The organism is Actinacidiphila cocklensis (assembly GCF_907177275.1).
GTDB classification, from domain to species: domain Bacteria; phylum Actinomycetota; class Actinomycetes; order Streptomycetales; family Streptomycetaceae; genus Actinacidiphila; species Actinacidiphila cocklensis.
Genome location: NZ_CAJSLV010000048.1, coordinates 398,776 through 425,485 on the forward strand (window position 1 = coordinate 398,776; position 26,710 = coordinate 425,485).

Genomic DNA, 26,710 nt, shown 5'->3' on the forward strand with positions numbered 1-26,710 from the left:
CCCAGGTCCGCCCGCCGCTCCCGGGCGATCTTCTCCGACCTGCGACGGACGCGAAAGCCGCCGGTCACCGGCAATACTTCACGGCAGGAGCCGGTCCGACGGGGGAAGGGGAACGGTGTGCACGGTGATCTGCCGGACGGGTCAACAGCGGGAGGGGGGCTGCTGGCCGACACCCTGGTCGAGCTGGCCGACACCCTCGGCGATGAGAGCGAGCCCGACGCACCTTTGCGCCGGCTCGCCGGCCGTACGGTACGGCTCACCGGCGTCGCCGCGGCCGCGCTGCTGCTCGCCGACGAAGGCGGCGACATCCGGGTGATCAGCGCGTCCTGCGAGCCGGCGCGGCTGCTCAGCGCGGCGGGGCCGGGGCCTGACTGCTACCGCAGCGGTACGGACGTCGGCGTGGCCGACCTGGGGCGTGCCCGTGAGCCGCTGCCGCGGGACTTCGCCCGGCGGGCGCGGGCCAGCGGCTACGCCGCGGTCTTCGCCGTACCCGTGCGGCACCGCAAGGAGGTGCTGGGCGCGCTCGTCCTCTACCGCGCCACGCCGGGCCTGCCGCCGGCCCACTCCGTGGCGGTCACCCGCTCGCTCGCGGACGCCGCGGCCATCGGGGTGCTCCAGCGGCGGACCCGCCGCCACCATCAGCGCCTGGCGGCGCAGTTGCAGACGGCGCTGGACTCGCGGATTCCCGTCGAGCAGGTCAAGGGCGTGCTCGCCGAGCGCTGGCACGTCAGCGTCGACGACGCGTTCGCCCTCCTGCGGGCGCACGCCCGCGCCCACCAGATCCGCGTTGCGGATCTGGCCACGGCCATCCTCGCCGGCACGACCACACTTCCCCGGCCGGGGGCTCCCACCTGACCGCCCCCTGCGGTGACTTCGCTTCCGCGCACTTCCCCGCGCCCCGTCAGGTCCTGCCCCCTGCGGTGGGCTCGCATCTTTCGGTGCGTCACGGCTGAGCGCGCAGTTCCCCGCGCCCCTGATGGCTTGCCCTCTGCGCAGAGGGTGACCGTTTTTCAGGGGCGCGGGGAACTGCGCGACAAGCCACGACGGCGCCGCAGGCAAGCAACCCACCGCACGGGGCAGCACCCAAAGGGGCGCGAGGAACTGCGCGAACGGCCACCGCGGCGGGGAGGAAGCGACGCCCCGGCAAGGGGCACCCCACCCCCGAAGGCCGAGCGCCAGCGGCTCAGCTCGGGTGGGACCCCGTGAGCGCGGCGAAGACCACCACGTTCGCCGAGTACGCCTGCGCGTCCTTGTCGAAAGCCCCACCGCAGGTGATGAGGCGCAGCTCGGGCCGCCCCGCCGACCCGTAGACGCGCGTCGCGTCGAAGTGCGCCTTCTCGATGACCTCGACCGCCTCGACGGAGAACTCCGCGACCGTCCCGTCGTCGCGGGCGACTTCCACCAGCGCCCCGCGCTGGACCGTGCTGAGGCCGTAGAAGACCGCGGCCCGCGTCTCGGTGTCGACGTGGCCGACGATGATCGCCGCGCCCGCCGCGCCCGGCGGAGGCCCGTCGCGGTACCAGCCGGCGACGTCGGGCGTGGAGTAAGGGGGCGGGTCCACCGCCCCGTCCTTCAGCCCGCGGCCGACGAGCTCGGCGTGGATGCCGACCGACGGGATGTCGATCCGCAGCGGCACGGCGTCGTGCAGCGGCACGTGGGGCGCGTACACCTGCGCGGGCCGGTCCGCGGCCGCCGCAGCAGAGAGGGCGCGGGCGCCGGGTGGCGGCGCGGGGGCGGTGGGACCGCCGTGCCCGAGCAGCCACGCGGCCAGCAGGACCAGGCCGACCACGACGGCCGCCCAGGTCCTGCCGGAGTCGGTACCGCCACCGGTACCGGAGTCGTCCGCCCCCACCGCCATGCCGGTCAGCCGCGGGCGGCGGCGCGGCGGCGGTGGATCACCAGGCCGGCCAGGCCGGCCGCCGCGACACCGCCGGTGACCAGCAGCGGCCCGGTGCTGGTGCCTGCGGCCGCCGGACCCGCGGCGAGCTGCGCGGTGCCGCCGCCGCCGGCCGGGACCGGGGCGACCGGGACCAGCGGGGTGCTGCCCGAGGTCACGGTGACGGTCGCGGAGGCGGAGCTGGTGGAGCCGTTGCACTCGACGGAGACGGTGTAGGAGCCGTCGACCGCGTCGGACTTGATGAAGGCCGTACCGTCCCACCCGTCGGAGCCGTCACCCGACGGCGACAGGGTGACCGCGTCGACGAAGACCTCGGCGCTGGCCTTGGCACTGGCACCGGACTTGCAGGAGGCCTTGAGGTGCAGGCTCACCACCCCGCCGGGGGCGACGGTGGTCGGCGAGACGTCCATGCCGGAGCTGGACGAGGACGACGACGAGGACGACGAGGAGGAAGAGGACGATCCGCCGCCCCCCTCGTCGGCGAGTGCCTGCTTCGGCAACCCGGTCACCCCGCCGACGGCGAGGACGCCGAGGGCACCGGCCGCGGCGATGACGGGCAGTTTCAGACCAAACATGGGGACCTCCGCTCGGCCCGGGGCGGGGACTCGCGCCCGGTGCTTACGAAGATCCCCGCGACCGGCCCGGCGTGCACGCTCGGTGACCCATCAGGGTGACGTGCCCACTACGGAGTGTGATCAGATTTCTGCGACCAGGTCCGCGATGGACTCCACGACCCGGGACGGCTTGAAGGGGTAGCGCTCGATGTCGGGCACGGCGGTGAGCCCGGTGAGCACCAGGAAGGTGGTCATGCCGGATTCGAGCCCGGCCAGCACGTCGGTGTCCATCCGGTCGCCGATCATGGCGCTGGTCTCGGAGTGCGCGCCGATCGCGTTGAGCCCGGCCCGCATCATCAGCGGGTTGGGCTTGCCGACGAAGTACGGCTCCTGCCCGGTGGCCTTGGTGATCAGCGCGGCGACCGAGCCGGTCGCGGGCAGTACGCCCTCGGGGGACGGGCCGGTCTCGTCGGGGTTGGTGGCGATGAAGCGCGCGCCGCCGCGGATCAGCCGGATCGCCTTGGTGAGCGCCTCGAAGCTGTACGTCCGGGTCTCGCCGAGCACCACGTAGTCGGGGTCGACGTCGGTGAGGATGTAGCCGACGTCGTGCAGCGCGGTGGTCAGGCCGGCCTCGCCGATGACGTAGGCGGTGCCGCCGGGGCGCTGGTCGTCCAGGAACTTCGCGGTGGCCAGCGCCGAGGTCCAGATGTTCGCGACCGGGACGTCGAGGCCCATCCTGGACAGCCGCGCGTGCAGGTCGCGCGGGGTGTAGATGGAGTTGTTGGTGAGGACGAGGAAGGGCTTGCCCGAGTCCTTGAGGCCCTTGATGAAGGCGTCGGCGCCGGGGATCGGGGTGCCCTCGTGGATGAGCACGCCGTCCATGTCGGTCAGCCACGAGTCGATGGGCCTGCGGGTCGACACCGGTCGGTCTCCTGTCGTCGTGCCTGGGGGTCCCCCGGACGGAGTCCGGGAAAGGGTCGTACGTCGTACGTCGTCGCCGTACGCCGTGGACCGTACTCCGTACGGGTTCGCACCGCGGCCGGCCGGGCGGCGTCCGGTGCCCCAGCGTAACCGGGGCCGGGGTGCCCCGCTGCGGGCGTCTCGCGTGCTGGTCGCAGGAGGTCAGCCCAGGGCGGCCCGGGCGAAGAGCGGGGCCAGCGCGAGCAGGGCGGCGCCCTCGGCGACCGCGCGCGGGCCGGCCGCCGCGAGGCCGACCGGGACCGGGCCGAGCGCCGTGCCGACGCCGGCCAGGAAGGCGCCGGGGTCGGCCAGTACGGTGCGGCCGCCGAGCACGACGCGGTCGATGTCCAGCAGCGCGACCAGGTTCGCGGCGCCCACCCCCAGCAGGCGGGCCGCGGCCGCGGTGTCGCCGCGGGCGACCGCCGCCAGGCAGAGCGCTTCGAGGCAGCCGCGCTTGCCGCACTTGCAGGGCGGCCCGTCGAGCTGCACCACCTGGTGCCCGAACTCCCCTGCCCCGGCCCGCCCCCCGCGGTGCAGCCGGCCGCCGAGCACGAGGGCGGCGCCCAGGCCCGTACCGAGGTGCAGGTAGCCGAACGAGCCCGCGCCGGGCGCGGTTCGCGGCTCCGCCAGGACGGACAGGGCCGCGGTGTTGGTGTTCTTGTCGACCGCGACGGGCAGGCCGAGCCCGCGGGCCAGCTCCGTACGCAGCGGGCAGCCGGACCAGTGCGGGAAGCCGGTGACCTCGTGCAGGGTGCCGGTGCGGTGGTCGAGCGGGCCGCGTATCCCGACGCCCACGCCGAGCACCGGGGCCGGGGCCAGGGCGACGGCGGCACGCAGCTCGCGCACCATCGCGGCGAGGCCGTCGAGGACCGGCAGCGCGAGGTCGAGCGGCGCGGCGTGCTCGGCGACCGTGCGCCCGGCGAGGTCGGCCACGACGGCGGTGACCGTCTCGCCGTCCAGGTGCGCCCCGACCGAGCACCGCGCGCCCGCGGCCAGCCGCAGCTCGGTACGCGGCTTCCCGCCGGTCGACGCGAGCCGCCCGGCCTCCTCCACCAGGCCGTCCGCCCGCAACCGCGCGGTGATCTTGCTGACCGCCTGCGGCGTCAGCCCCGTCCGTGCGGCCAGCTCCAGCCGGCTGATCCCCCCGGTGCCGCCCCCGGTGGCGGCCTCCCGCAGCAGCCCCAGCACGAGCGCGGCGTTGTGGCTGCGCAGCCCCGGCAGGTTGACTCCGCCGGCGGGGGCCGCGCCCTCGGTGGGGCGGTCGGGGGGCGGGGGCTGGGGTGGGTTCACCCCGTCATTGTCTCGCGCGCTTGCACTTTCGCAACAGTGTTGCCAAAGTGAGGCCATGAGCGCTCCCGGCACCGCCCCCCTACGCGTCGCCCTGGTCGGATACGGCCCGGCCGGCTCCTTCTTCCACGCCCCGCTGATCGCCGCGGCCCCTGGCCTGGTCCTGGACACCATCGTCACCGGAAACAGCGAACGCCGCGCCCAGGCCGCCGGCGAGCACCCCGGCGTGGCCTTCGCCGCCACCGCCGACGAGTTGTGGGCGCGTGCCGGCGGGCTGGACCTGGTCGTCCTGGCCTCCCCCAACCGCACCCACGTCCCGCTCGCGACCGCCGCACTCCAGGCCGGGCTGCCGGTCGTCGTCGACAAGCCGCTGGCCGCCACGGCCGCCGAGGCCCGCGAGCTGGCCGCGCTCGCCGAGCAGCGGGAGCTGCTGCTCACCGTCTTCCAGAACCGCCGCTGGGACAGCGACTTCCTGACGCTGCGCGCCCTGCTGGAGCGCCGCGAGCTCGGTGAGGTCCACCGCTTCGAGTCCCGCTTCGAACGGTGGCGCCCGCAGCCCAAGGGCGGCTGGCGCGAGTCCGGCGACCCGGCCGAGATCGGCGGCCTGCTCTACGACCTCGGCAGCCACCTCGTCGACCAGGCCCTCACCCTCTTCGGCCCGGCCCGAATGGTCTACGCCGAGTCCGACGTGCGGCGCCCGGGCGCCGCCGCTGACGACGACGACTTCATCGCGATCACCCACGCCGACGGCGTCCGCTCGCACCTGTGGATGAGCGCCACCGCCTCCCGGCTCGGCCCGCGCTTCCGGGTGCTCGGCAGCACCGGCGGCTACGTCAGCTACGGCCTCGACTCGCAGGAGGCCGCCCTCCGCGAAGGCCTGCGGCCCGGCGAGGGCGCGGTGTGGGGCGCGGAACCGGAGTCCGCGTGGGGCACGGCGGGCACCGACGAGAACGTACGGCCCGTACCGTCGCTGCCTGGCGACTACCCCGCCTTCTACGCGGCCGTCGAGACCGCCCTGCGCGAGGGCACGCCACCGCCGGTCACCGCGCTTGAGGCGGCCGCCGCGATCGCGGTCATCGAGGCGGCCAGGGAGTCCGCCGGCACCGGACGGTCGGTGATCCTGTGACCAGCGACCGGCTGGCCGATCCCGAACTGCTCGCCGAGCAGGAGCGGACGCTCGTCCTTCCCCGCTTCACCCACGACGACGCCTGGCGGCTGGGCTGCCTGCTCGTCGACCTCGCCAGGGAGCGGGGGGCCGCCGTCACGATCGACATCCGCCGGGGCGGGCAGCAGCTCTTCCACTACGCGCTGGAGGGCACGACGCCCGACAACGACGAGTGGCTCGACCGGAAGGCCCGCGTCGTCCTGCGCTACGGCACGTCGTCGCTCGCCGTGGGCGAGCGGTTCCGTGCCAAGGGCACGACGTTCGAGGCGGCCTCCCACCTCGACCCCGCGCTCTACGCCGCGCACGGCGGGGCGTTCCCCCTGCGGGTGGCGGGCGCCGGCGTCATCGGCGTCGTGGCCGTCTCCGGCCTCCCCCAGACCGAGGACCACGCGATGGTCGTGGCGGCCCTCACCCAGTTCCTGGCGTAAGCGACTGGCTTGCGCCCCTGGGTGATTGCCACTTGCCGTGACGATGCTGCTTTCCCGCCGTCCGGGCTGGTCGCGCAGTTCCGCCCCCAGGGCTTCGCCTGGGGGCGGAACTGCGCGACCGGCCACGACGCACCGCACGATGCGAACGCACCGCAAGGGGCAGATGCCGTCGTGGCGCGAGCCGGAGCGCGCGGCCCGGCGCCGCAACGCCGTACCGCACTACGCAGATGCGAGCACCTGCCGCTGGCGGCCGAGGCCGTCGATCGTGAGCTCGACGACATCGCCAGGGCGAAGGTAAGGGCGGGGCTCGGGCTGGCCGAGGGCCACGCCGGCCGGGGTGCCCGTGTTGATGACGTCACCCGGGTAGAGCGTCATGAAGTGGCTGAGGTAGCGCACGACCTCGGCGACGGGGAAGATCTGGTCGCGGGTGGACCCGTCCTGCCGCAGCGTCCCGTTCACCCACAGCCGCAGGCTCAGCGCCTGCGGGTCGGGAACCTCGTCCGCGGTGACGAGCCACGGCCCGAGCGGGTTGAAGGTCTCGCAGTTCTTGCCCTTGTCCCACTGCCCGCCGCGCTCGATCTGGAACTCGCGCTCGGAGACGTCGTGCGCGACGGCGTAACCGGCGACGGCGGCCATCGCCTCGTCCTCGTCCGCCGCGTAGCGCAGCTCGCGGCCGATGACGACGGCGAGTTCGACCTCCCAGTCGGTCTTGACGCTGCCGCGCGGCACCAGCACCGTGTCGCCGGGGCCGACCACCGTGTCGGGGGCCTTCATGAAGACGACCGGCTCGGCGGGCGCCTCCGCCCCGGTCTCGGCCGCGTGGTCGTGGTAGTTGAGCCCGATGCAGACGATCTTGCCGATGCCGGTGAGCGGCGGCCCGACGCGCAGCCCGTCCTCGGCCGCGGGCAGCGAGCCGTCGGCGGCGGCCGCGGCGATCCTGGCCAGGGCGTCGGCGTCGGCGAGCAGCGCGCCGTCGATGTCGGCGACGAGCCCGCCGAGGTCCCGTACGACGCCGTCCTTGTCGAGCAGGGCGGGGCGCTCCGCGCCTGCGGGGCCGACTCGCAGCAGTTTCACGGTGTACTCCGTACGTCAGTGATCCGCGGCGGGACGGTCCGCGGAGGTCATCGGATGTCTGTCCGATCCTCCAATCACGACCCCTCCCCGCGCAAGCCCTGTTCAGCACCTGGACGCGGCACTTCCGTCGAACGCGGCCACCTCGCACAGACCCCAGAGGTCGGAGCGGCGCGGGCCGTCAGCCGCCCACGATCCGCGACACCGTGAAGATCAGCAGGCCGACCAGCGCGCCCACGACCGTGCCGTTGATCCGGATGAACTGCAGGTCGCGGCCCACATGCGCCTCGATCTTCCGGGAGGTCTGCTCGGCGTCCCAGCCGGCGACCGTCTCGCTGATCAGCGAGGTGATCTGGTCGCGGTAGGTGGTGACCAGATACGTGGCCGCGTCCTCCAGCCAGCTGTCGACCTTCGCCTGCAGGCGCGGGTCCGTGGCCATCCGGCTGCCGAGGCTCAGCAGCGACGCCCGGGTGCGCAGCCGCAGTTCGCTGCGCTCGTCCTCCGCGGCGGCCACCATCATCGCCCGTACCGAGCCCCACACCGAGGCGATCAGGTCCTGCACCTCGGGGCGGGCCAGCAGGTCGTTCTTCAGCCGCTCGACCCGCTGCCGGGTGTCGGGGTCGGACTGCAGCTCGCCCGCGAAGTCGCCGAGGAAGCGGTCGACGGCGCCGCGGGCCGGGTGGCCGGGCGAGTCGCGCATCTCGGTGACGAAGCGCAGCAGCTCCTTGTAGACCCGCTCGCCGACCTTGCGGTCCACGAACCGCGGGGTCCAGCCCGGCGCCCCGCCCTGGACGGCATCCATCACCGAGTCGGCGTGCTCGACCAGCCAGTCGTGGGCGCGCGCACACACCAGGTCGACCAGCCGGCGGTGCCCGCCGTCCGCGACGATCCGCTCCAGCAGCTTGCCGAGCCCGGGCGCGACCTCCTGGGCCTCGGCCCGCCGGGTGATCGCCTCGCTGACCACCGCCTGCACGTCGGAGTCGCGCAGCACGGTCAGCAGGCCGCGCAGCGCGGCGGCGGCCTGCTCGGTCACCCGGTCGGCGTTGGCGGGTTCGGCCACCCAGGTGCCGAGCCGGGAACCGATGCCCACCGCGCGCAGCCGGGTGCGGACCACCTCGGCGGACAGGAAGTTCTCCCCGACGAAGTCGCCGAGGCTGGCGCCCAGCGCGTCCTTCTTCGTCGGGATGATCGCGGTGTGCGGGATGGGCAGGCCCAGCGGGCGGCGGAAGAGCGCGGTCACCGCGAACCAGTCCGCCATCGCACCGACCATGCCCGCCTCCGCCGCGGCCGCCACATAGGCCGCCCACGCGCCCGCGTCCCGCGAGTCCGCCCACTTGGCCAGGGCGTAGACCACCGTCGCGACGGCGAGGAAACCGGTCGCGATCAGCTTCATCCGGCGCACCCCGCGGCGCCGCTCCGCGTCCGGGTCGACCGCCCCCGGAACTCCCGCCGGCCCTGCCTCCACCTGCTTCACCCGCATATCCACCTGCGTATTGTTGCCGCCGCTGACAATCTTGGAACGTACGGCGGGTTCCCGGCGCCTCCCCGTGGCGCGGACACGGTCCCGCGGGCAGGAGCGGCATGGCACACCCCAGGGGCACAGGAGACGACGGCGGGCTGCCGGGTTACGCCGAGCATTTCGATGCGGCCGCGGGCTATCTGGACTTCGCCCGCTACGGCCCCCCCTCGCGTGCGGTGCTGGCCGCCACCGCGGACGCGCTGGGCCGTTCGGCGCGGGCCGACCAGGACACGGTCAACGACCTGATGCGCGCCGACCTGCGCGCCCGGCAGGCCGCGGCCGGGCTGGCCGGCACGGACGCCGGGCACACGGTGCTGCTGCCCAACGCCTCCACCGGCCTGTTCCAGGCCGCCTTCGGCATCCCGGCCGGCACGGTCCTGGTGCCCGCGGCGGACTTCCCCGCCAACCACTACCCCTGGCGCAGGGCCGCCGCCGCCGGCCTGGCCGTACCGCGCTGGCTGCCGGGGCCGCCCACGCCCGAGGCGGTACGTGACGCGCTCACCGACGACGTCGTGGCCCTGTCGCTGAGCGCGGTCGACTTCCGCACCGGCTACCGCGCCGACCTGGCCGCGCTGCGGGACGTCATCGGCCCCGACCGGCTGCTCGTCGTCGACGCGATGCAGGCCTTCGGCGTCGCCGAGCTGCCCTGGCAGGCCGTGGACGTCCTGGTGACCGGCGGTCAGAAGTGGCTGCGGGCCAGCTGGTCCACCGGCTTCGCGGCGCTCTCCGACCGGGCGCTGGAACGCCTCGCGCCCACGCTCACCGGGTGGACCGGGGTGGACGACGTCGCCCTCTTCGACGACGTCGAGCATCCCGCGGCCGCCGACGCGGGCCGGCTGAGCATCACCAACCTCAGCCCGGTCGCCGCGGCCGCCTTCGCCGCGGCTCTCGAACTCGTCGCGCAGGTCGGCGTCGCCGCGATCGAGGCGCGGGTCCGCACGCTGGTCGACCAGCTCATCGAGGCGGTACGCGACCACGGCGGCGAGATCCTCTCCGCGACCGACCCCGCCCGCCGGGCCGGCATCGTCTCCTTCCGCCTGCCCGGTATCGCCCCGGCCACCGTCGCCAAGGCCCTCCACGCCCACGCGATCACCCCCACGGTCCGCCACGACTCCCTGCGCCTGTCCCCGCACGCCTCCACTCCTCCTTCCACCGTCTCCACCCTGCATGCCGCGCTGGGCTCCCTGCGCTGACTCCTGGCGGAGTGCCCCCAGGACTCCGACAGAGGCTGCCGTCAACCCTCTGCGCAGAGGGCAAGCCGAACGGGGCGCGTGGGGGTGCCCCCAGGCGAAGCTCCGGGGGAGAACGGGGCGCTCAGCCACGACGGCGGATCAGGCGACCGGCCACAGCAAGCGGCACCCCCCTGAACCGCGGTGAGCGCATGCGCGGGGTTGACCCTGACGTGCGGGTCAGGGGTTAGCGTCACCGGGCCGTCGCGGCGGCGAGCGCCGCGGCCCCCGACCCCCGCGAAGGACTCCGCATGGCCGCCGCCCCGTCCCTGCCGCGCAGCACCCGGCAGGTCCTGCTCACCGCACTGCCCACCGGGCTGCCCACCCGGGAGGACTTCGGCGTGGTCGAGACGCCGCTGCCCGCGCCCGGCCCTGACCAGGTGCTGGTCAGGAACCGCGCCTTCCTGGTCTTCGCCTCCCTGTGCAGCCTCATCGGAGGGGGCGACGACATGCCGCTGCCGGCGCTGAAGCCGGGTGACGCCCTCTTCGGCCCGGCCGTCGGCGAGGTGCTGGCCGCGCCCGCCGGCAGCGCGCTGCGCCCGGGGGACCTGGTGCGGCACATGTACGGCTGGCGGGAGCACGCCCTCGTACCGTCCGACGCGTGCACCCCGCTGGGCGACGCGCTGCCCGACCCGGCCGCGCACCTCGCGCAGGGCTCGGCCGCGTACGGGGCGCTGACCCGGCTCACCGGAGTCCGCCCGGGCGACACCGTGTTCGTCACCTCGGCGGCGGGCGGGGTCGGGTCGCTGGCCGGGCAGATCGCGCGGCTGCTCGGCGCGGGGCGGGTCATCGGCAGCACCGGGTCGCCGGCGAAGGCGCAGCTGCTGGTGTCGGAACTCGGCTACGACGCGGTCGTGCTGCGCGGCGCCGGGTCCCTCGCGGCGCAGCTCGCCGCGGCGGCGCCCGACGGCATCGACGTCCTGCTCGACAACGTCGCGGGCGAGCAGCTGGCCGCCGCGATCGGGGCGGCCCGGCAGGGCGCGCGCTTCGCGCTGATCGGTACGCTCTCGGGGCAGCTGGCCGAGGACCGGCCCGGCGGTGCGCCCGTGGAGGTCGACGCCTTCCAGATCATCCTGCGGGGCATCACGCTGCGCGGCTACGCGGGGTCCGACCACCCCGACGTGGCCGAGGAGTGGACCGCCCGCTTCGGCGAGTGGCTGCGCTCCGGCGCGATCCGCTTCCCGCACACCGCGGTCGCGGGCCTGGACAACGCGCCGCAGGCGTTGCAGGACGTGATCGCGGGCAAGCACGTCGGGACGGTGGTGGTCGAACCGTAGGCGACGGGGAACGGGGTGGGCGATGAGGATCGGCGATGCCGCCGCGGCGGCCGGCACCACGCCGCGGGCGCTGCGCTTCTACGAGCAGCGGGGGCTGATGCCGCCGCCGGCCCGCACGGCCGCCGGGCAGCGCGAGTACGCGCCCGGCGACGTCGCCAGGCTCCGCCTGATCCGCCGGCTGCTGGCGCAGGGCCTGACGGTGGAGGACCTGCGCGAGTGCGCCGACCGGCTGCACGTCCTCCTGGAGGCCGCGCATCCGCCGTGCGCGGCGGGCGGCATCGTCGACCGCCGCGTCGCGGCCCTCGACGCGGAGATCTCCCGTCTCACCCGCCTCCGCGACGCCCTCGCCGGGCCGGCCTCCCCCTGACCACCGCCACCTGCGCGCGGTCCCCACGCCCCTCAGCCCCTGCCCCCGACGGTGGGCGGTCGCCTTACCCCCGGTGACGGATTGCGCGCGCAGTTCCCGCGCCCCTCAGCCCCTGCCCCCGACGGTGGGCAGTCGCCTTACCCCCGGTGACGGATTGCGCGCGCAGTTCCCGCGCCCCTCAGCCCCTGCCCCTTGCGGTGGGTGGTCGCCTGACGCGCCATCGTGGCCCATCGCGCGGTTCCGCCCCCAGAGCTTCGCCTGGGGTAACCCCCGCGCGCCCCTGGTGGGTTGCCCTCTGCGCAGAGGGTGAGCGTTTCCAAGGGGCGCGGGGAACGGCGGCCGGCGACGGCGAAACCGTCGTGTGGAGACGGCAGCCACCACCCCGAGTGGCGCTGGGGGTCCCCCCAAGCTCTGGGGGCGGAACTGCGCGCTCAGCCCGCCACCGGGGTGCGGGGGGAGGCGTACCGCAGGACGCACTCCCCGGGGAGGGGTCAGCCCAGTTCGAGGGTGGTCGTGCCGTAGACCGCGTCGGCGCGGGAGTAGGGGGCAGGGGCCGAGTACATGCGGGTGCAGCGGGAGGACTCGGCCAGGCCGGCGGACACGGCCAGGGACGTGGCCGCCTCGTGGTGGTCGGGGACGTCGATCGAGACCTCCGCGTCCGCCGGCAGGCCGGCGGTCAGCGCGTCGAAGAGCGCGGCCGCACCCTCGGGCGTGTCCGCGAACAGCGGGCCGATGCGCAGGCCCCGGTGGGCGGGGCGGATCACGCCGTAGCCGGTGACGTGCCCGTTGCCGTCCAGCAGGACCCGCGCGGTGTGCTGCTCCGCGGTCAGCCACCGGCTGAGGAAGGCGTGCCGCTCCGCGGGGAAGCACCCGCTGTCGTACGCGCTGATCGCGTCGAGGTGGTACGGCGTCACCGACCCGACCGTGCCGGCGCCGTCCGCGGCGCCGAGGGACCGCGGCCGCCCGGTGTAGCGGACGTTGTCGTACGCCGGGAGGAAGCCCGACCGTATGTAGAGCTCCCGCTGCGCGGGCACCGCGTCGAGCCCGACGGCGCGCCCCTCCGCGTGCGGCAGCGCGGCCTTCCAGGTGGCCAGGCCCAGCCCGTTGCCGCGGTGGTCGGGGTGGACCAGGTAGTAGCCGAGGAAGGCGTAGTCGGGTGAGTAGGCCACGACCGAGCACGCCGAGACGAGCCGGCCGCCGAGCCGGCCGGCCAGGAAGCCGGCCGGGTCGGTGGGGCGGAAGCAGGCCGCGTCGCCGAGGCCGGGGTTCCAGCCCTCCGCCGCAGTCCACGCCACGACCTCGTCCCACTCCGCCGCTGTCGCCTCGGCGACGGTGAAGTCCTCCCGCACATGAACTCCCTTGTTCTCGGGTCCGACCGCGCCGGTCCGGCCCGTACGGACGGTTCCGGGGATGTTACGCCGCCCCGTACATCCGGGCGATGACATCTTCGATCGCGGGTTCACGGACCGACAGGTCCACCAGCGGGTGGCGTGCCGCGAGCGCCGTCACCAGCGGCGCCGCGCTGTCCCCCGCGGGGAACGCCAGCCACTGGCGCGGGCCTTCGCTACGCACCCAGCGGGCGCCCGGCACCTCGACGGGCGGCAGCTCGTGCGCGAAGTCGACGACCAGCGTGCGCTCCGACTCCCCCACCGCGTGCAGCCCGTCGAGCCCGCCGTCGTACATCAGCCGGCCGTGGTCGATGACCATCACCCTGCTGCACAGCGTCTCGATGTCGGTGAGGTCGTGCGTGGTGAGCAGCACCGTGGTGCCGCGCTCCGCGTTGACGGTGCGCAGGAAGTCGCGGACCTTCGCCTTGCTGATGACGTCCAGGCCGATCGTCGGCTCGTCCAGGTACAGCACCTCGGGGTCGTGCAGCAGCGCCGCCGCGATGTCGCCGCGCATCCGCTGGCCGAGCGAGAGCTGCCGCACCGGCACGTCCAGCAGCGGCCCGAGGTCGAGCAACTCCACGCACGCGTCGAGGTTGCGGGCGTACCGCGGGTCCTCGATCCGGTACATCCTGCGGACCAGCTCGTAGGAGTCGCGCAACGGCAGGTCCCACCACAAGGTGGTGCGCTGCCCGAAGACGACGCCGATCCTGCGGGCCAGCCGGGTGCGGTCGCGGGACGGGTCGATGCCGGCCACCCGCAGCCTGCCGCCGCTGGGGCTGAGGATGCCGGTGAGCATCTTGATGGTGGTGGACTTCCCGGCACCGTTCGGGCCGATGTAGCCGACCATCTCGCCGCGCGGCACCGTGAAGGAGATGCCGTCGACCGCCCTGACCTGGTGGCGCTCCCTGCGCAGGGTGCCGGCCACCTTGCGGCGTACGTCGAAGACCTTCTCCACTCCGTCGACGGCGATCATCGGTTCCGCGCTGTCGGTCACGGTCACTTCCTCAACTCCCGGTACTGCGGTAGGAACGGACACCGGCCCGCCAGAGCAGCCCGGACAGCGCGCAGCACACCAGGGCGACCGGCGCCCCGGCGAAGTCCACCCAGCCGGGCAGGCCCAGCGGGTCGGGCCGGCCCAGCATGCGCAGCGCGGGCAGCCAGTTGACGAAGGCCAGCGGGACCACGAAGGTGACGCCCCGCACCAGGTCGCGCGCGAACACCCCGGGCGGGTACTGCAGCAGCGTGGCACCGCCGTACGTCACGGAGTTCTGGACCTGCGCCGCGTCCCCCGCCCAGAACTGGAAGGCGCCGCCCGCGACGTAGACGGCGCAGAAGATCGCCGCGCCCACCACCAGCGTCACCGGCAGCAGCGCCACGTTCAGCACCGTCCAGTGCACGTCCACCCGCCACAGCGCCCAGCCCAGCACCAGCAGGCCCTGCACGACCCGGCCGAGCCTGCGCAGCGCGAACCGGTCGGCCGCCACCTGGGCCAGCACCGGCACCGGGCGCAGCATCAGCGTGTCCAAGGTGCCGTCGCGCACCCGCTCGCCCAGCCGGTCCATCGAGCCCATCAGCAGGTCCGCGAGCCCGAAGGAGGTGCTGGCGGTGCCGTACAGGAAGGCCACCTCGGGAAGGGAGAAGCCGCCCAGCGCCTCGACGTGCGAGAACATCAGCACGATCGTCAAGAAGTCCAGTGCGGTCGCCGCGAAGTTGCCGAACGCCGTCATCACGAACGACGCCCGGTAGGACATCGTGGACCGCATCCACATCCGCACGACCAGCCGGTAGGCCCGCACCGACTCCGCGACCGTGCCCGGAGTGCGCTCCCCCGCCGCACCGCCCCGCGGCTCCGCCTCCACCGCCGCCTCAGCCTCAGCCGCCGCCTCAGCCACCGTGCACCACCACCCGGCGCGTCGCGAGGCCCTGCAGCAGCCGCCCCGCACCGAGCAGCGCCACCGCCCAGCCGGCCTCGAAGGCCAGCGCCAGCAGCGCGTCGGCGCCCTGCCGCTGCCCGAGCAGCACGTCGGCCGGCACCTGCAGCATCGCCGACCAGGGCAGCGCCTGCGCCACGTCGCCCAGCGCACCGGGGAACGCGTTCAGCGGCAGCAGCATCCCGGAGAAGAACAGCCCCACGATCCACGAGACCTGCACCACCCCGGCGCCGTCCAGCAGCCAGAACGCGCTGAGCCCCACCAGGAAGCGGATCGCGAAGCTCACCACTGTGCCCAGCGCGACCGCCAGTGCGAACAGCAGCCAGGTCAGCGGGGACGCCGGCAGCGCCAGGTCGAAGACCAGCGCACCGCAGGCGATCGGCAGCACCCCGCGGCCCAGCAGCTGGAAGCCGGCCCGGCCCAGGTCCGCGGCCAGCCACCAGCCCTGCAGGTCCGCCGGCCGGTAGAGGTCGACGGCGATCGCGCCGGAGTTGATCCGCCCCATCATCTCGGTCTCGAAGCCGCCGCCCATCTGCGCCATCGCCGCCAGCAGCCCCTGCCCGACCCACACATACGTCAGCGCCTGCGCCTCGGTGTAACCGCCGAGATGCGGGCGCTGGTCCCACAGCGCGATATAGCTGTAGGAAATGATCAGACCGAATACCGTATTCGTGAACACACCCGCCGCTGTCGCCACGCGATACGTCGCATAGCGCCGGAATCCGCGGACCACGACGGCACCGTAGAAGCCGCCCATTTCCACCGCCTCTCCGTATTCCCACCCCGGGGAAACCCGCCGGAACACCGCACGGACCGCCCGGCACACAAGCGGCCGAGCCTAGTGCGCGGCACGCCGCAGCCTCCACCGGTTTTCCACCCTCCGGGTGACGGCGCTGGACCGTCCGGCCTGTCACAGCCCTGCAACGGATGCGTGCCGTCCGATCCGGTCGGGCGCTCGATGCGAGAGTGTGGGAGGTGGCCATGCATGCGGCGTACGTACGCCTACGTGCCTGTCCGTGCCGATCGGCCGGTTTTTTCCGCCGCGGACCCAACCCTGGCGGCGGATGAGGAGTCCCTACAGACATGAGTGAAATGCAGTACGGGACGACCGGCGGCGGTGGGGGCGGCCGGCCTCGCAGGACCGGCTGGCGGCGGCTGCTGCCGACCTGGCGGGTGGTGACCGGCACGGTGCTGGCCGTGCTGGTGCTGCTGCTCGGCGGCTTCTTCCTGGGGTACGCCCTGGTGTCCATCCCCGACCCCAACGCGGCGGCCGTCGCGCAGAGCAACGTCTACTACTACGCCGACGGCAAGACCGAGCTGGCCCGCGACGGCGCCGTCAACCGGCAGAACGTGTCCCTGGCCGAGGTCGCCGCGACCGCCCAGCACGCGGTGCTCTCCGCGGAGGACCGCAACTTCTACCACGAGTCCGCGGTCAGCCCGAAGGCGATGCTGCGCGCCGCCTGGAACACCTCGACCGGCAAGGGCAAGCAGTCCGGTTCGACCATTACCCAGCAATATGTGAAGAACTACTACCTGAACCAGAACCAGACCGCGACACGCAAGGTCAAGGAATTCTTCATCGCGATCAAACTCGATCGCAACGAGTCCAAGGACCAGATCCTCGAGGGCTATCTCAACACCAGCTACTTCGGGCGCAACGCCTACGGAATCCAGGCCGCCTCCCAGGCGTATTTCGACAAGAACGCCGCCGACCTGACCACCGCCCAGGGCGCCTATCTCGCCACCCTGCTCAACGCACCCAGCGAGTACGACCTCGCCGCCCACCCGGAGAACGCCCGAGCGGCCAAGGGACGCTGGAACTACGTGCTCGACGGGATGGTCAAGGAGGGCTGGCTCACCGCGTCCGAGCGCAACGCCACGCAGTTCCCGGCCATCGGCAAGCCCAAGCCCATCGCCAGCAAGGCCGGCCAGCGCGGCTACATCATCGAGGCGGTCAACCAGTACCTCGACGAGCACCACATCGTCGACTCCGACTCGCTGCGGCTCGGCGGCTACCGCATCGTCACCAGCATCCAGAAGCCGAAAGAGGACGCCCTGGTCAACGCCGCCCAGGACGACATCTACGCCAAGCTCGGCAACAAGCCGGCCGACAAGTACGTACGCGCCGGCGGCGTCTCCATCGACCCCGCGACCGGCAACGTCGTCGCGCTCTACGGCGGCATCGACTACACCAAGCAGTACGTCAGCAGCGCCACCAACGCGACCTACCCCCCGGGCTCGACCTTCAAGCCGGTGGTCCTGACCGCCGCCCTGCAGCACCACTCGCAGACCCAGGACGGCGAGGACATCACCCCGACCACCGTCTACGACGGCGAGAACAAACGCCCCGTCGTCGGCCCCGACGGCCCGGTCGGCTACGCCCCGGAGAACGAGGACAACAAGACCTACGGCCGGATCAACGTCACCGAGGCCATGGACCGGTCCGTCAACTCCGTCTACGCCCAGATGGCGCAGGACGTCGGCACCAAGAAGGTCATAGACACCGCACGCGAACTGGGCATCCCCGACGACGTCGACATCCCCACCACCCCCGCCATGGCCCTCGGCTCCTTCGGTGCCAGCCCGCTGGACATGGCGCAGGTCTACGCCACGCTCGCCGACCACGGCAAGCAGATCCCGTACACCCTCGTGCTGAAGGTCACCAAGGACGGCAACGACCTGACCCTGCCCGACCGGGAGCCCAAGCAGGCCGTGCCGCGCGAGACCGCCGACACCGTCACCTCGGTGCTGCAGAGCGTCGTCGAAGGCCCCAAGGGCACCGCGAAGGTCGCCCGGGACTCCGGCTGGCCCTCCGCCGCCAAGACCGGCACCGCGGAGAACGACATCGCCGCCTGGTTCGCCGGCTACACCCCGAAGCTGGCCACGGTGGTCGCCGTCCTCGGCATGAACCCGGACACCGGCAAGCAGGAGCAGCTCTACCACTCCCTGAACCAGTCCAGGATCAACGGCGGCGGCCCGCCCGGCCAGGTCTGGGCCGACTACACGGCGGCCGCACTGCGCGGGGTGCCGGTCGAGGACTTCGACCTCCAGGTCACCAAGGACCTGCCGCCGCCGCCCGAGGAGAGCGACGAGCCGGCCACCGACGAGCCGACGACCACCCAGCCGCCCACCAGCGAGCCCCCGCCGAGCAGCGAACCGCCGTCCAGCCCGCCGCCGAGCACCCCGACGACGGAGCCGACCCAGCCCACGACGGAACCGACCACCAGCGAGCCGACCACCGAGCCGCCGCCGACACTCGACCCGATCGGCGGCCTCACCGGGGCCGCCACCGGCGACCCGGGCGGCCGCACGAGTCGCCGCGGCGGATGACCGGGACGGGCGCCGCTGCCGGAGGGCCGCAGGCTCAGAGGTGTCAGAGGTGTCAGAGGTATCAGAGGTAGAGGCCGGTGGAGTCGTCGGAGCCCTTGAGGCGCTCGGAGGCGACCGCGTGCAGATCGCGTTCCCGCATCAGCACGTACGCCACCCCCCGCACCTCCACCTCGGCGCGGTCCTCCGGGTCGTACAGCACCCGGTCGCCGACCTCCACGGTCCGCACGCTCTGCCCCACCGCGACGACCTCGGCCCACGCCAGCCGCCGCCCCACGGCGGCGGTCGCCGGGATCAGGATGCCGCCGCCGCTGCGGCGCTCGCCCTCGCCGGCCTCGTGCCGCACCAGGACGCGGTCGTGCAGCATCCGGATGGGCAGCTTGTCGTGCTCACTGTTCGAACTCACGCGCACGACGTTACCGGCGGCGCCGCCGGACCGAGAGACTGGCCACCGCTGCGACGATCGCGACCGTGGCGAGCGCGGCCGGCACGATGCGCTCGGGTCGCGGGGAGCCGTCGTCGCCGACGAACTGCGACCTGGCCCGGCCCACCGCACGGTTCACCGCGACGTAGGCCTGCCCGACCGTGCGGTCCACCGCGGAGACGGCCTTGGCCTTCGCGTCCCGCGCGATCGTCGCCGGATGCACCCGGACCGCCAGCTCGTCCAGCGTCTCCGCGAGGCCCTGCCGCCTGCGGGCAATCTCCGCCTCGATCTGAGCGGGCGTCCTGACGTCGTCCGGCACCGCGTCTCCTCCATCGCCTGATTAGGTAGCGTTCGGACAGTCTGTCAGTACGACGCGGCCCGCGCCTCGTCGGCACCCCCGTTTGACTGAGGAGCTTTCCCATGGCCGAGCGCCTGTCACCCGGCGACCCCGCCCCCGACTTCACCCTCCTGGACGCCGACGGCAAGGAGGTCTCCCTCGCCGACCGCCGCGGCCGCAAGGTCATCGTCTACTTCTACCCCGCCGCGATGACCCCCGGCTGCACCAAGGAGGCCTGCGACTTCACCGACAACCTCGACCAGCTGGCCACCGCCGGCTACGACGTCCTGGGCATCTCCCCCGACCTCCCGGAGAAGCTCGCCAAGTTCCGCACCAAGGAATCCCTCCGCGTCACCCTCCTGTCCGACCCCGACCGCGCCACCCTCACCGCCTACGCGGCCTTCGGCGAGAAGATGAACTACGGCAAGAAGATGATGGGCGTGATCCGCTCCACGATCGTCGTCGACGAACAGGGCAACGTCGAACACGCCTTCTACAACGTCCGCGCCACCGGCCACGTGGCCAAACTCCTCCGCGACCTGAAGGTCTGACCCCCGCAACCGGCCCGGCCGAGCGTCGTTACTCCGTACGAAGGTGCGAACAGGTGCCCGAGGAGCGGAGGACGGCATGCCGGCGAGCCCGTACACGAAGGAACGGCTGTCAGAGGCGGTCGCGTCGTCACGGACCCTGTCCGAGGCCATGGTCAAGCTCGGAGTCGACCCGAAGAACGCATCGCGGCGCAAGTACCTGCGCAGTCGCCTGAGAGCACTGCAGATAGGCACCTCGCACCTCGAACGGGAAGGCACACGCTGGAGCCGGGACGATCTGGCGGCAGCCGTCTCGGCTTCCACGTCCATGTACGGGGTCCTGCGGTTCCTGGGGCTCGACGCGGTGGGCGGTCAGCACACGCACATCAGCCGCCGGGTGCGCGCGCTGGGCATCAGCACCGCGCACTTCACGGCGTCACACCGCGTACCAGGGGGCGTGCGGAAGCGCGCGGCTGAAGTGCTCGTGGAGTTGAACCCCCACCGGAGCAGGCGCGTTCCCGGCGCGCAGCTCAAGCGGGCGTTGCGGGACGCCGGCGTCCGCGAGCGGTGCGCCCTGTGCGGCATGGAACCGTACTGGCAGGGGCGTGCACTTGCCCTGGAGGTCGACCACGTGGACGGCGACTGGCGCAACAACCGCCGGGAGAATCTGCGCCTGCTCTGCCCCAACTGCCACTCCACGACCGACACCTACCGCGGGCGGCGTCGATGAGCGGCAACGTAGCGCGCCTCCCTCCGCCGGGCCGCCGTCCGCCACCGGACGACGCGCAGGTGCGCGAGGCCGTCGCCGCTTCGGTGTCGATCGCCGAGACCCTGCGCCGCCTCGGCCGACCGGACAACAGCCGTCTGCGTGCGCAGCTGCGCGGCTGGATTGCCGGGGCAGGGGCGGACACCTCGCACTTCCTCGGCCAAGGTCATCAGCGCGGCAGAGCAGGGACCGCTCCGGTGCGGCCCGCTGCCGATGTGCTGGTGAAGCACCACCGGACGGGCCGCACGCGGACGGCGGTGCTGCGCCGCTGCATGCGCCTCATGGGCATCGCCGAGCTGTGCGCCGTGTGCGGCACGGGGCCGATGTGGCAGGGTCGGCCGATGGTCCTGGAGATCGACCACGTCAACGGCGATCGGGATGACGACCGGCTGTCGAACCTCCGGTTTCTGTGTCCCAACTGCCACGCTGTGACGGGCACCTGGTGCCGCGCCCCGCGACGCCGGCCGGCAGGTTAATCGGAGCGCCCATGAAGAGGGCACCGGTACGATGGCGCTTGCGACCAGCGGCGGTGGCGCAGTGGCGACGCAGCAGACTTAGGATCTGTGGCCCTTGATCGGGCTTGAGGGTTCGAATCCCTTCCGCCGCACCACGAAGGCCCGCGTTTCCATGGTGGAACGGCGGGCCTTCGGTGTTCTCAGCCGAGGAGCTCGGCCACGCTCGGGGCCAGGGCGCGGAAGGCCTTGCCGCGGTGGCTGATGGCGTTCTTTTCCGCCGGGGACAGCTCGGCGCAGGTGCGGGTGTCGCCGTCGGGCTGGAGGATCGGGTCGTAGCCGAAGCCGCCGGTGCCGGCGGGGGTGTGGCGCAGGGTGCCGGTGAGGCGGCCCTCGGCGACGCGGCTGGTGCCGTCGGGGAGGGCCAGGGCGGCGGCGCAGGCGAAGTGGGCGCTGCGGTGGGGCGCGTCGATGTCGCCGAGTTGGGCGAGGAGCAGGGCGAGGTTGGCGGCGTCGTCGCCGTGGCGTCCGGCCCAGCGGGCGGAGAAGATGCCGGGGGCGCCGCCGAGGACGTCCACGCACAGGCCCGAGTCGTCGGCGACGGCGGGCAGCCCGGTGGCCTCGGCGAGGGTGCGCGCCTTGAGCAGGGCGTTCTCGGCGAAGGTGACGCCGGTCTCCTTGACGTCGGGGATGTCCGGGTAGGCGTCGGCTCCGACGAGGTCGACGTCGAGTCCGGTGCCGATGAGGATCGCCCTGAGTTCGATGACCTTGTGGGCGTTGCGGGTGGCGAGTACGAGGCGGCGGGTCATGGGGCAATTATCCCGGTCAGCCCGGGGTGCAGACGTCGGTGAGGTGGCCGGCGGCCTTGCTGACGGGCTTGAGGTCGGGGGTGTCGCCGTTCTGGGCGGAGGTGCGGGCGTTGCGCACGGCGGTGTCGAGGTCGGAGACGGCGGAGCTGACGTCGGAGTCGTCGGTGCGGTCGCCGAGTTTCTTCAGGTCGGCCTGCACCTTGTCCAGTGCGGTGACGGTGGCGTGCCGCCTGCTGGGGTCGGAGACCTGGCCGATGTTGGTGGCGGTGCTCTGCAGGTCCTGGATGTCGCCGGCGACGGTGGTGGCGGTCCTGGCGCAGTCCAGGGCGCGGTCGACGCCGGCGCAGGCCGTGAGGGCGGTGGTGGCGACCAGGACGGCGGTGCAGGCGGCGACGGTACGGGCGCGCATGAGGGTCCCCTCCCCTGCTCGGGCACCCGGCGGCTTGCCGCGTGCATCTGTACACACGCGGCGGCCGCCGCCGGGGTTGCCCGGGCGGGGCGTGAACGGGCCTGGGCGGGTCAGGCCTCGGTCGCGGCCAGGGCGGCCTGCTGGGCCGCGGTGAGTTCGGTGCAGCCGTTGACGGCGAGTGCGAGCAGGGCGTCGAGTTCGGCGCGGTCGAAGGGCTGGCCTTCCGCGGTGCCCTGGACCTCGACGAAGCGGCCGTCGCCGGTGCAGACGACGTTCATGTCGGTCTCGGCCTTGACGTCTTCTTCGTAGGCGAGGTCGAGCAGCGGTACGCCGCCGACGATGCCGACGCTGACGGCGGCGACCGTGCCGGTCAGGGGGCGGGACTTGGCCTTGATGAAGTGGTTGTGCTGCATCCAGGTGACGGCGTCGGCGAGGGCGACGTACGCGCCGGTGATCGCGGCGGTGCGGGTGCCGCCGTCGGCCTGGAGGACGTCGCAGTCCAGGACGACGGTGTTCTCGCCGAGGGCCTTGTAGTCGATGACGGCGCGCAGGGAGCGGCCGATGAGGCGGGAGATCTCGTGGGTGCGGCCGCCGATCTTGCCGCGGACGGACTCGCGGTCGCCGCGGGTGTTGGTGGCGCGCGGCAGCATCGCGTACTCGGCGGTGACCCACCCTTCGCCGCTGCCCTTGCGCCAGCGGGGGACGCCCTGGGTGGCGCTGGCGGTGCACAGCACCTTGGTGTCGCCGAACGACACCAGGACGGAGCCTTCCGCGTGCTTGCTCCAGCTGCGCTCGATGGTGACGGGGCGAAGCTGATCCGGCCTACGGCCGTCAAATCGTGACATCCCCCGAGCCTATCCGGGTGACCCCGGGGCCGACTCCGCCCCCGCCTCCCCCTTCCCCTCCCGGGTGACCCGGGCCGCCCGGGCTTCCGCCCGGACCCGCACCGCAGATCGCGTCCGCTCCCGGGTACCCCCGGCCCCTGCCCGGCCAGGGCACGTTCTTCCGCGCCCTTCCGGGCGCCGCCGGAGTGCGCGTCGCGCGGACGCTCCCCGGCCTTCCCGGGGTGACTCCCGCGCGGGACGCACTCCGTGCCCACCCCGAGGGGCGCGGAAAGTCTTCTCCCCCGGGAAGAGGGAAGCCGGGCTCACCCGGAGGGGATCCGGGGCGCCGGAACGCGCGAGACCCGGGGAACCGACGCGGGAAGTCTTCTCTCCCCGGGAAGAGGGAAGCCGGGCTCACCCGGAGGGCATCCGGGGCGCCGGAACGCGCGGGACCCGGGTGGCCCGGGGTACCGCGGGAGGGGGCCGCCCGCCCAGGTGGGCGCGGGGTGGACGGGGCGGCCGGGGGGAGGAGGGAGCCCGGGGGCTACATCATGTCTTCGATGTCCGACGCGATCGGGTCCGCGTCCGTGCCGATGACGACCTGGATCGCCGTGCCCATCTTGACGACGCCGTGGGCGCCCGCGGCCTTGAGGGCGGCCTCGTCGACGAGGGAGGGGTCGACGACCTCGGTGCGGAGCCGGGTGATGCAGCCCTCGACCTCTTCGATGTTGTCGAGTCCGCCGAGCCCGGCGACGATCTTCTCTGCCTTGGTGGCCATCTGAGTCTCCCTGTGTCTCTGACCCACCGCGGGTCGGTCCGATATGTCACCGTAACCCACGGTTGGCCCAACTTCACGGGCGGTTGACCGCCCGGTGGACCACCATGTCGATCATGGACGCCGGTCTCCCGCACCCCCAAGTGGTCTACACCACTGTACGCGACCGCCCCCGCGGCGGAGGCCGCAGGTGAGCGCCGCGGACGCCACCGCGAAACCCCCGGGCCGCACGTGGGGCAGCAGGTTCTTCCAGGGCCTGCAGAAGATGGGCCGAAGCCTCCAGCTGCCGATCGCCGTCCTGCCCGCGGCCGGCATCATCACCCGCCTCGGCCAGCCCGACGTCTTCGGCAGCGACGGCCTCGGCTGGGATCGGCTCTCGAAGGTCTTCGTCGGCGCGGGCGGCGCGCTGCTCGACGGCAACTTCGGGCTCCCGCTGCTGTTCTGCGTGGGCGTGGCGATCGGCATGGCGAAGAAGTCCGACGGCTCGACGGCGCTGGCCGCGGTCGCCGGCTACCTCGTCTACTTCGGCGTCCTCACCCGCTTCCCCAAGGACTGCCCGCAGGGCGCCACGTTCACCCAGCTCGGCCAGCTGGCCGGCGCCTGCACCCTCAAGGACGGCACGACCACGCTGGCGGAGTTCCAGACGCCCGGCGTCTTCGGCGGCATCGTGATGGGCCTGCTCACCGCGTACATGTGGCAGCGCTTCCACCGCACCAAGCTCGCCGACTGGCTCGGCTTCTTCAACGGCCGCCGCCTGGTGCCGATCATCATGGCGGGGGTCGCGATCGTCTTCGCGGTCATCTGCCTGTGGATCTGGCCGCCGATCGGCGACGGCCTGACCAGCTTCAGCAAGAAGCTGGTCGACCTGGGCTCGTGGGGCGCCGGGATCTTCGGTGTGGCGAACCGCGCGCTGCTCACCGTGGGCCTGCACCAGTTCCTGAACACCTTCGTGTGGTTCCAGTTCGGCGACTTCACCAAGCCGGACGGCACGGTCGTGCACGGTGACATCCCGCGGTTCCTGGCCGGCGACCCGACGGCCGGGCAGTTCCAGACCGGCTTCTTCCCGATCATGATGTTCGCGCTGCCCGCGGCCGCGCTGGCCATGACGCACACCGCGCGGCCGGACCGGCGCAAGGAGGTCGGGGGCATGATGCTGTCGGTGGCGCTGACGTCGTTCGTGACCGGCATCACCGAGCCGATCGAGTACTCGTTCCTCTTCATCGCCCCCGTGCTGTACGTGATCCACGCGCTGCTGACCGGCGTGTCGATGGCGCTGTGCTGGGCACTGGGCATCAAGGACGGCTTCAGCTTCTCCGCGGGCCTGATCGACTACGTCATCAACTGGAACCTGGCGACCAAGCCCTGGCTGATCCTGGTGGTCGGTGCGGGCTTCGCGGCGGTCTACTACGTCCTCTTCCGCCTGGTGATCCTGCACTTCGATCTGAAAACCCCGGGCCGCGAACCCGGAGACCTGGGCGAGCAGATGGAGGACGACAACATCAAGTAGCGCCACCGTGCGTGACGAGTGCGCGCACCGTACGTAAGACCCCCTGGTCAACCGGCCGGGGGGTCTTCGCTGTGCGTGAGCGATGTGACGTAGAGCACGCGGAATCGCGGATTCCTTTACGTGCATCCGACGTGTTACAAAAGGTCTACACCACTGAGTGGTATAGACCACGGAGGATTTCGATGACAACGGCCACGGCCACCGACGCCGCTCCCGCGGCGCCCCCCGCGAAGAAGCGGGGATCGGGCATTTTCCAGGGCCTGCAGAAGATCGGCCGCAGCCTGCAGCTGCCGATCGCGGTCCTGCCCGCCGCCGGCATCATGGTCCGGCTGGGCCAGGACGATGTCTTCGGCGCGAAGGGCCTGCACTGGGACAAGGTCGCGTCCGTCTTCGCCAACGCGGGCGGCGCGCTCACCGGCGCCCTGCCGATGCTGTTCTGCATAGGCGTGGCCATCGGCTTCGCGAAGAAGTCCGACGGCTCGACCGCGCTGGCCGCCCTGGTCGGCTTCCTGGTCTACACCAAGGTACTCCAGGCCTTCCCCGTGCATGACGCGGTGATCAACACCACCGCCAACAAGGGCCTCGACGTCGCAGCGGTCTACAACGACCCGGGCGTGCTCGGCGGCATCATCATGGGTCTGCTGTCCGCCGTCGTCTGGCAGCGCTTCCACCGCACGAAGCTGCCCGACTGGCTGGGCTTCTTCAACGGCCGCCGCCTGGTGCCGATCCTGATGGCCTTCGTCGGCCTGCTCATCGGTGTCTTCTTCGGCCTGGTCTGGGAGCCGATCGGCGAGGGCATCACGCACTTCGGCAACTGGATGACGGGCCTCGGCCCGGGTGGCGCCGCCCTCTTCGGCGGTGTGAACCGCGCGCTGATCCCGGTCGGCATGCACCAGTTCGTCAACGCCGTCGCCTGGTTCCAGATCGGCGACTTCACCGACGCCTCCGGCGCCGTCGTGCACGGCGACATCCCCCGCTTCCTGGCGGGCGACCACACCGCGGGCATGTTCCAGTCCGGCTTCTTCCCGATCATGATGTTCGGCCTGCCGGCCGCCGCGCTGGCCATGGCGCACACCGCGCGGCCCGAGCGCCGCAAGGCCGTGCTCGGCATGATGGTGTCCATCGGCCTGACCTCGTTCGTGACCGGTGTCACCGAGCCGATCGAGTTCTCGTTCATGTTCATCGCGCCGGTGCTGTACGTGATCCACATCCTGCTGACGGCAGCGTCGATGGCGATCACCTGGGGCCTGGGCGTGCACGCCGGGTTCAACTTCTCGGCCGGCCTGATCGACTACGCGATCAACTGGAGCCATGCCACCAGGCCGTGGCTGATCATCCCGATCGGTCTGGTCTTCGCGGCGGTCTACTACGTGGTCTTCCGCTTCGCGATCATCAAGTTCGACCTGAAGACCCCGGGCCGCGAGCCCGAGGAGGAGATCGAGGACCTGACCAAGTAGGTCGGGCAGGTCGGGCAGGTCGG

General features: G+C 72.9%; 28 protein-coding genes and 1 tRNA gene. 13 read left to right on the top strand and 16 right to left on the bottom strand.

All coding sequences use genetic code 11. The features are described from left to right. Positions 1 to 117 precede the first annotated feature (117 nt). The gene (locus NFU81_RS12710) at positions 118 to 855 is read left to right on the top strand and encodes a GAF and ANTAR domain-containing protein (RefSeq protein WP_251488941.1); all 738 of its coding nucleotides are present in this window, start codon (positions 118 to 120) and stop codon (positions 853 to 855) included. 328 nt (positions 856 to 1,183) lie between these two features. On the opposite strand, the gene NFU81_RS12715 is transcribed toward NFU81_RS12710, so the two are convergent. The 4 genes from NFU81_RS12715 to NFU81_RS12730 form a co-directional block, all read right to left on the bottom strand. Continuing rightward, the gene (locus NFU81_RS12715) at positions 1,184 to 1,858 is read right to left on the bottom strand and encodes a class F sortase (RefSeq protein ID WP_251488943.1); all 675 of its coding nucleotides are present in this window, start codon (positions 1,856 to 1,858) and stop codon (positions 1,184 to 1,186) included. A gap of 5 nt (positions 1,859 to 1,863) precedes the next feature. Then, the gene (locus NFU81_RS12720) at positions 1,864 to 2,472 is read right to left on the bottom strand and encodes a hypothetical protein (RefSeq protein ID WP_251488944.1); all 609 of its coding nucleotides are present in this window, start codon (positions 2,470 to 2,472) and stop codon (positions 1,864 to 1,866) included. A 120-nt stretch (positions 2,473 to 2,592) separates the two neighbouring features. After that, positions 2,593 to 3,372, bottom strand: coding sequence for an HAD-IIA family hydrolase (locus NFU81_RS12725; protein WP_251488945.1), 780 nt, complete (start codon positions 3,370 to 3,372; stop codon positions 2,593 to 2,595). A gap of 201 nt (positions 3,373 to 3,573) precedes the next feature. Then, on the bottom strand, positions 3,574 to 4,701 hold the full coding sequence (locus NFU81_RS12730) for an ROK family transcriptional regulator (RefSeq protein WP_251488947.1): 1,128 nt from the start codon (positions 4,699 to 4,701) through the stop codon (positions 3,574 to 3,576). A 55-nt stretch (positions 4,702 to 4,756) separates the two neighbouring features. On the opposite strand from NFU81_RS12730, the gene NFU81_RS12735 reads away from it, so the two are divergent. Together NFU81_RS12735 and NFU81_RS12740 are read left to right on the top strand one after the other, a co-directional pair. Then, a complete protein-coding gene (locus NFU81_RS12735) occupies positions 4,757 to 5,824 on the top strand; it encodes a Gfo/Idh/MocA family oxidoreductase (RefSeq protein ID WP_251488948.1) in 1,068 nt (355 codons plus the stop codon). Continuing rightward, positions 5,821 to 6,291, top strand: a complete 471-nt coding sequence (locus NFU81_RS12740) for a heme-degrading domain-containing protein (protein WP_251488950.1) — start codon at positions 5,821 to 5,823, stop codon at positions 6,289 to 6,291. Before NFU81_RS12735 ends, NFU81_RS12740 begins: the two co-directional genes overlap by 4 nt. 219 nt (positions 6,292 to 6,510) lie before the next feature. On the opposite strand, the gene NFU81_RS12745 is transcribed toward NFU81_RS12740, so the two are convergent. Both NFU81_RS12745 and NFU81_RS12750 read right to left on the bottom strand, forming a co-directional pair. Next, entirely contained in the window at positions 6,511 to 7,365 is an 855-nt protein-coding gene (locus tag NFU81_RS12745; protein WP_251488952.1) for a fumarylacetoacetate hydrolase family protein, read from the bottom strand. 178 nt (positions 7,366 to 7,543) lie between these two features. Continuing rightward, positions 7,544 to 8,842: a DUF445 domain-containing protein gene (locus NFU81_RS12750; protein ID WP_251489080.1), complete on the bottom strand. Its 1,299-nt coding sequence runs from the start codon at positions 8,840 to 8,842 to the stop codon at positions 7,544 to 7,546. Positions 8,843 to 8,943: 101 nt separating this feature from the next. On the opposite strand from NFU81_RS12750, the gene NFU81_RS12755 reads away from it, so the two are divergent. The 3 genes from NFU81_RS12755 (at position 8,944) to NFU81_RS12765 (ending at position 11,754) form a co-directional block, all read left to right on the top strand. Then, positions 8,944 to 10,074: an aminotransferase class V-fold PLP-dependent enzyme gene (locus tag NFU81_RS12755; protein WP_251488953.1), complete on the top strand. Its 1,131-nt coding sequence runs from the start codon at positions 8,944 to 8,946 to the stop codon at positions 10,072 to 10,074. 287 nt (positions 10,075 to 10,361) lie between these two features. Then, a complete protein-coding gene (locus tag NFU81_RS12760; RefSeq protein ID WP_251488955.1) occupies positions 10,362 to 11,387 on the top strand; it encodes an MDR family NADP-dependent oxidoreductase in 1,026 nt (341 codons plus the stop codon). A gap of 22 nt (positions 11,388 to 11,409) precedes the next feature. After that, positions 11,410 to 11,754 (top strand): MerR family transcriptional regulator, encoded by a 345-nt coding sequence (locus NFU81_RS12765; RefSeq protein WP_251488957.1) that lies wholly within the window; start codon positions 11,410 to 11,412, stop codon positions 11,752 to 11,754. A 491-nt stretch (positions 11,755 to 12,245) separates the two neighbouring features. Here the strand turns inward: NFU81_RS12765 and NFU81_RS12770 are convergent, their stop codons facing one another. The 4 genes from NFU81_RS12770 to NFU81_RS12785 all read right to left on the bottom strand — a co-directional run bounded on the left by NFU81_RS12770 (position 12,246) and on the right by NFU81_RS12785 (position 15,830). After that, entirely contained in the window at positions 12,246 to 13,103 is an 858-nt protein-coding gene (locus NFU81_RS12770) for a GNAT family N-acetyltransferase (protein ID WP_251488960.1), read from the bottom strand. A gap of 64 nt (positions 13,104 to 13,167) precedes the next feature. Then, positions 13,168 to 14,115 (bottom strand): ABC transporter ATP-binding protein, encoded by a 948-nt coding sequence (locus NFU81_RS12775; protein WP_251489082.1) that lies wholly within the window; start codon positions 14,113 to 14,115, stop codon positions 13,168 to 13,170. A gap of 31 nt (positions 14,116 to 14,146) precedes the next feature. Further along, the gene (locus tag NFU81_RS12780; protein WP_422665183.1) at positions 14,147 to 15,034 is read right to left on the bottom strand and encodes an ABC transporter permease; all 888 of its coding nucleotides are present in this window, start codon (positions 15,032 to 15,034) and stop codon (positions 14,147 to 14,149) included. Then, a complete protein-coding gene (locus NFU81_RS12785) occupies positions 15,027 to 15,830 on the bottom strand; it encodes an ABC transporter permease (RefSeq protein WP_251488962.1) in 804 nt (267 codons plus the stop codon). The genes NFU81_RS12780 and NFU81_RS12785 overlap by 8 nt, the downstream gene beginning before the upstream one ends. A gap of 326 nt (positions 15,831 to 16,156) precedes the next feature. On the opposite strand from NFU81_RS12785, the gene NFU81_RS12790 reads away from it, so the two are divergent. Next, positions 16,157 to 18,403 carry a transglycosylase domain-containing protein gene (locus tag NFU81_RS12790; protein WP_251488964.1) on the top strand — a complete coding sequence of 749 codons (2,247 nt, stop codon included), beginning with the start codon at positions 16,157 to 16,159 and terminating at the stop codon, positions 18,401 to 18,403. A gap of 61 nt (positions 18,404 to 18,464) precedes the next feature. On the opposite strand, the gene NFU81_RS12795 is transcribed toward NFU81_RS12790, so the two are convergent. Together NFU81_RS12795 and NFU81_RS12800 are read right to left on the bottom strand one after the other, a co-directional pair. Next, positions 18,465 to 18,767: a GroES family chaperonin gene (locus NFU81_RS12795; RefSeq protein WP_251489085.1), complete on the bottom strand. Its 303-nt coding sequence runs from the start codon at positions 18,765 to 18,767 to the stop codon at positions 18,465 to 18,467. Between the two features lie 49 nt (positions 18,768 to 18,816). Next, a complete protein-coding gene (locus NFU81_RS12800; protein ID WP_251488966.1) occupies positions 18,817 to 19,143 on the bottom strand; it encodes a DUF3618 domain-containing protein in 327 nt (108 codons plus the stop codon). Between the two features lie 101 nt (positions 19,144 to 19,244). On the opposite strand from NFU81_RS12800, the gene bcp reads away from it, so the two are divergent. The 4 genes from bcp (at position 19,245) to NFU81_RS12820 (ending at position 21,064) form a co-directional block, all read left to right on the top strand. Next, positions 19,245 to 19,712 carry a thioredoxin-dependent thiol peroxidase gene (gene bcp / locus NFU81_RS12805; RefSeq protein ID WP_251488968.1) on the top strand — a complete coding sequence of 156 codons (468 nt, stop codon included), beginning with the start codon at positions 19,245 to 19,247 and terminating at the stop codon, positions 19,710 to 19,712. 76 nt (positions 19,713 to 19,788) lie between these two features. Beyond that, the gene (locus NFU81_RS12810) at positions 19,789 to 20,418 is read left to right on the top strand and encodes an HNH endonuclease signature motif containing protein (RefSeq protein ID WP_251488969.1); all 630 of its coding nucleotides are present in this window, start codon (positions 19,789 to 19,791) and stop codon (positions 20,416 to 20,418) included. Continuing rightward, the gene (locus tag NFU81_RS12815) at positions 20,415 to 20,930 is read left to right on the top strand and encodes an HNH endonuclease signature motif containing protein (RefSeq protein WP_251488971.1); all 516 of its coding nucleotides are present in this window, start codon (positions 20,415 to 20,417) and stop codon (positions 20,928 to 20,930) included. Before NFU81_RS12810 ends, NFU81_RS12815 begins: the two co-directional genes overlap by 4 nt. Positions 20,931 to 20,977: 47 nt before the next feature. Beyond that, positions 20,978 to 21,064: transfer RNA gene (locus NFU81_RS12820), tRNA-Leu, on the top strand. A gap of 45 nt (positions 21,065 to 21,109) precedes the next feature. Here the strand turns inward: NFU81_RS12820 and rdgB are convergent. From rdgB to NFU81_RS12840, 4 genes are all read right to left on the bottom strand, one after another. Further along, positions 21,110 to 21,715 carry an RdgB/HAM1 family non-canonical purine NTP pyrophosphatase gene (gene rdgB / locus NFU81_RS12825; RefSeq protein ID WP_251488973.1) on the bottom strand — a complete coding sequence of 202 codons (606 nt, stop codon included), beginning with the start codon at positions 21,713 to 21,715 and terminating at the stop codon, positions 21,110 to 21,112. 16 nt (positions 21,716 to 21,731) lie between these two features. Then, positions 21,732 to 22,124, bottom strand: coding sequence for a DUF4349 domain-containing protein (locus NFU81_RS12830; protein ID WP_251488975.1), 393 nt, complete (start codon positions 22,122 to 22,124; stop codon positions 21,732 to 21,734). Positions 22,125 to 22,234: 110 nt separating this feature from the next. Continuing rightward, positions 22,235 to 22,969 carry a ribonuclease PH gene (gene rph / locus NFU81_RS12835; RefSeq protein ID WP_251488977.1) on the bottom strand — a complete coding sequence of 245 codons (735 nt, stop codon included), beginning with the start codon at positions 22,967 to 22,969 and terminating at the stop codon, positions 22,235 to 22,237. A 523-nt stretch (positions 22,970 to 23,492) separates the two neighbouring features. Then, the gene (locus NFU81_RS12840; RefSeq protein ID WP_033175692.1) at positions 23,493 to 23,726 is read right to left on the bottom strand and encodes a PTS sugar transporter subunit IIB; all 234 of its coding nucleotides are present in this window, start codon (positions 23,724 to 23,726) and stop codon (positions 23,493 to 23,495) included. Between the two features lie 262 nt (positions 23,727 to 23,988). Here NFU81_RS12840 and NFU81_RS12845 point away from each other — a divergent pair, with 262 nt between their 5' ends. Next, positions 23,989 to 25,230 carry a PTS transporter subunit EIIC gene (locus NFU81_RS12845; RefSeq protein WP_251489087.1) on the top strand — a complete coding sequence of 414 codons (1,242 nt, stop codon included), beginning with the start codon at positions 23,989 to 23,991 and terminating at the stop codon, positions 25,228 to 25,230. 182 nt (positions 25,231 to 25,412) lie between these two features. After that, entirely contained in the window at positions 25,413 to 26,687 is a 1,275-nt protein-coding gene (locus tag NFU81_RS12850) for a PTS transporter subunit EIIC (RefSeq protein WP_251488979.1), read from the top strand. Positions 26,688 to 26,710: the final 23 nt, after the last annotated feature.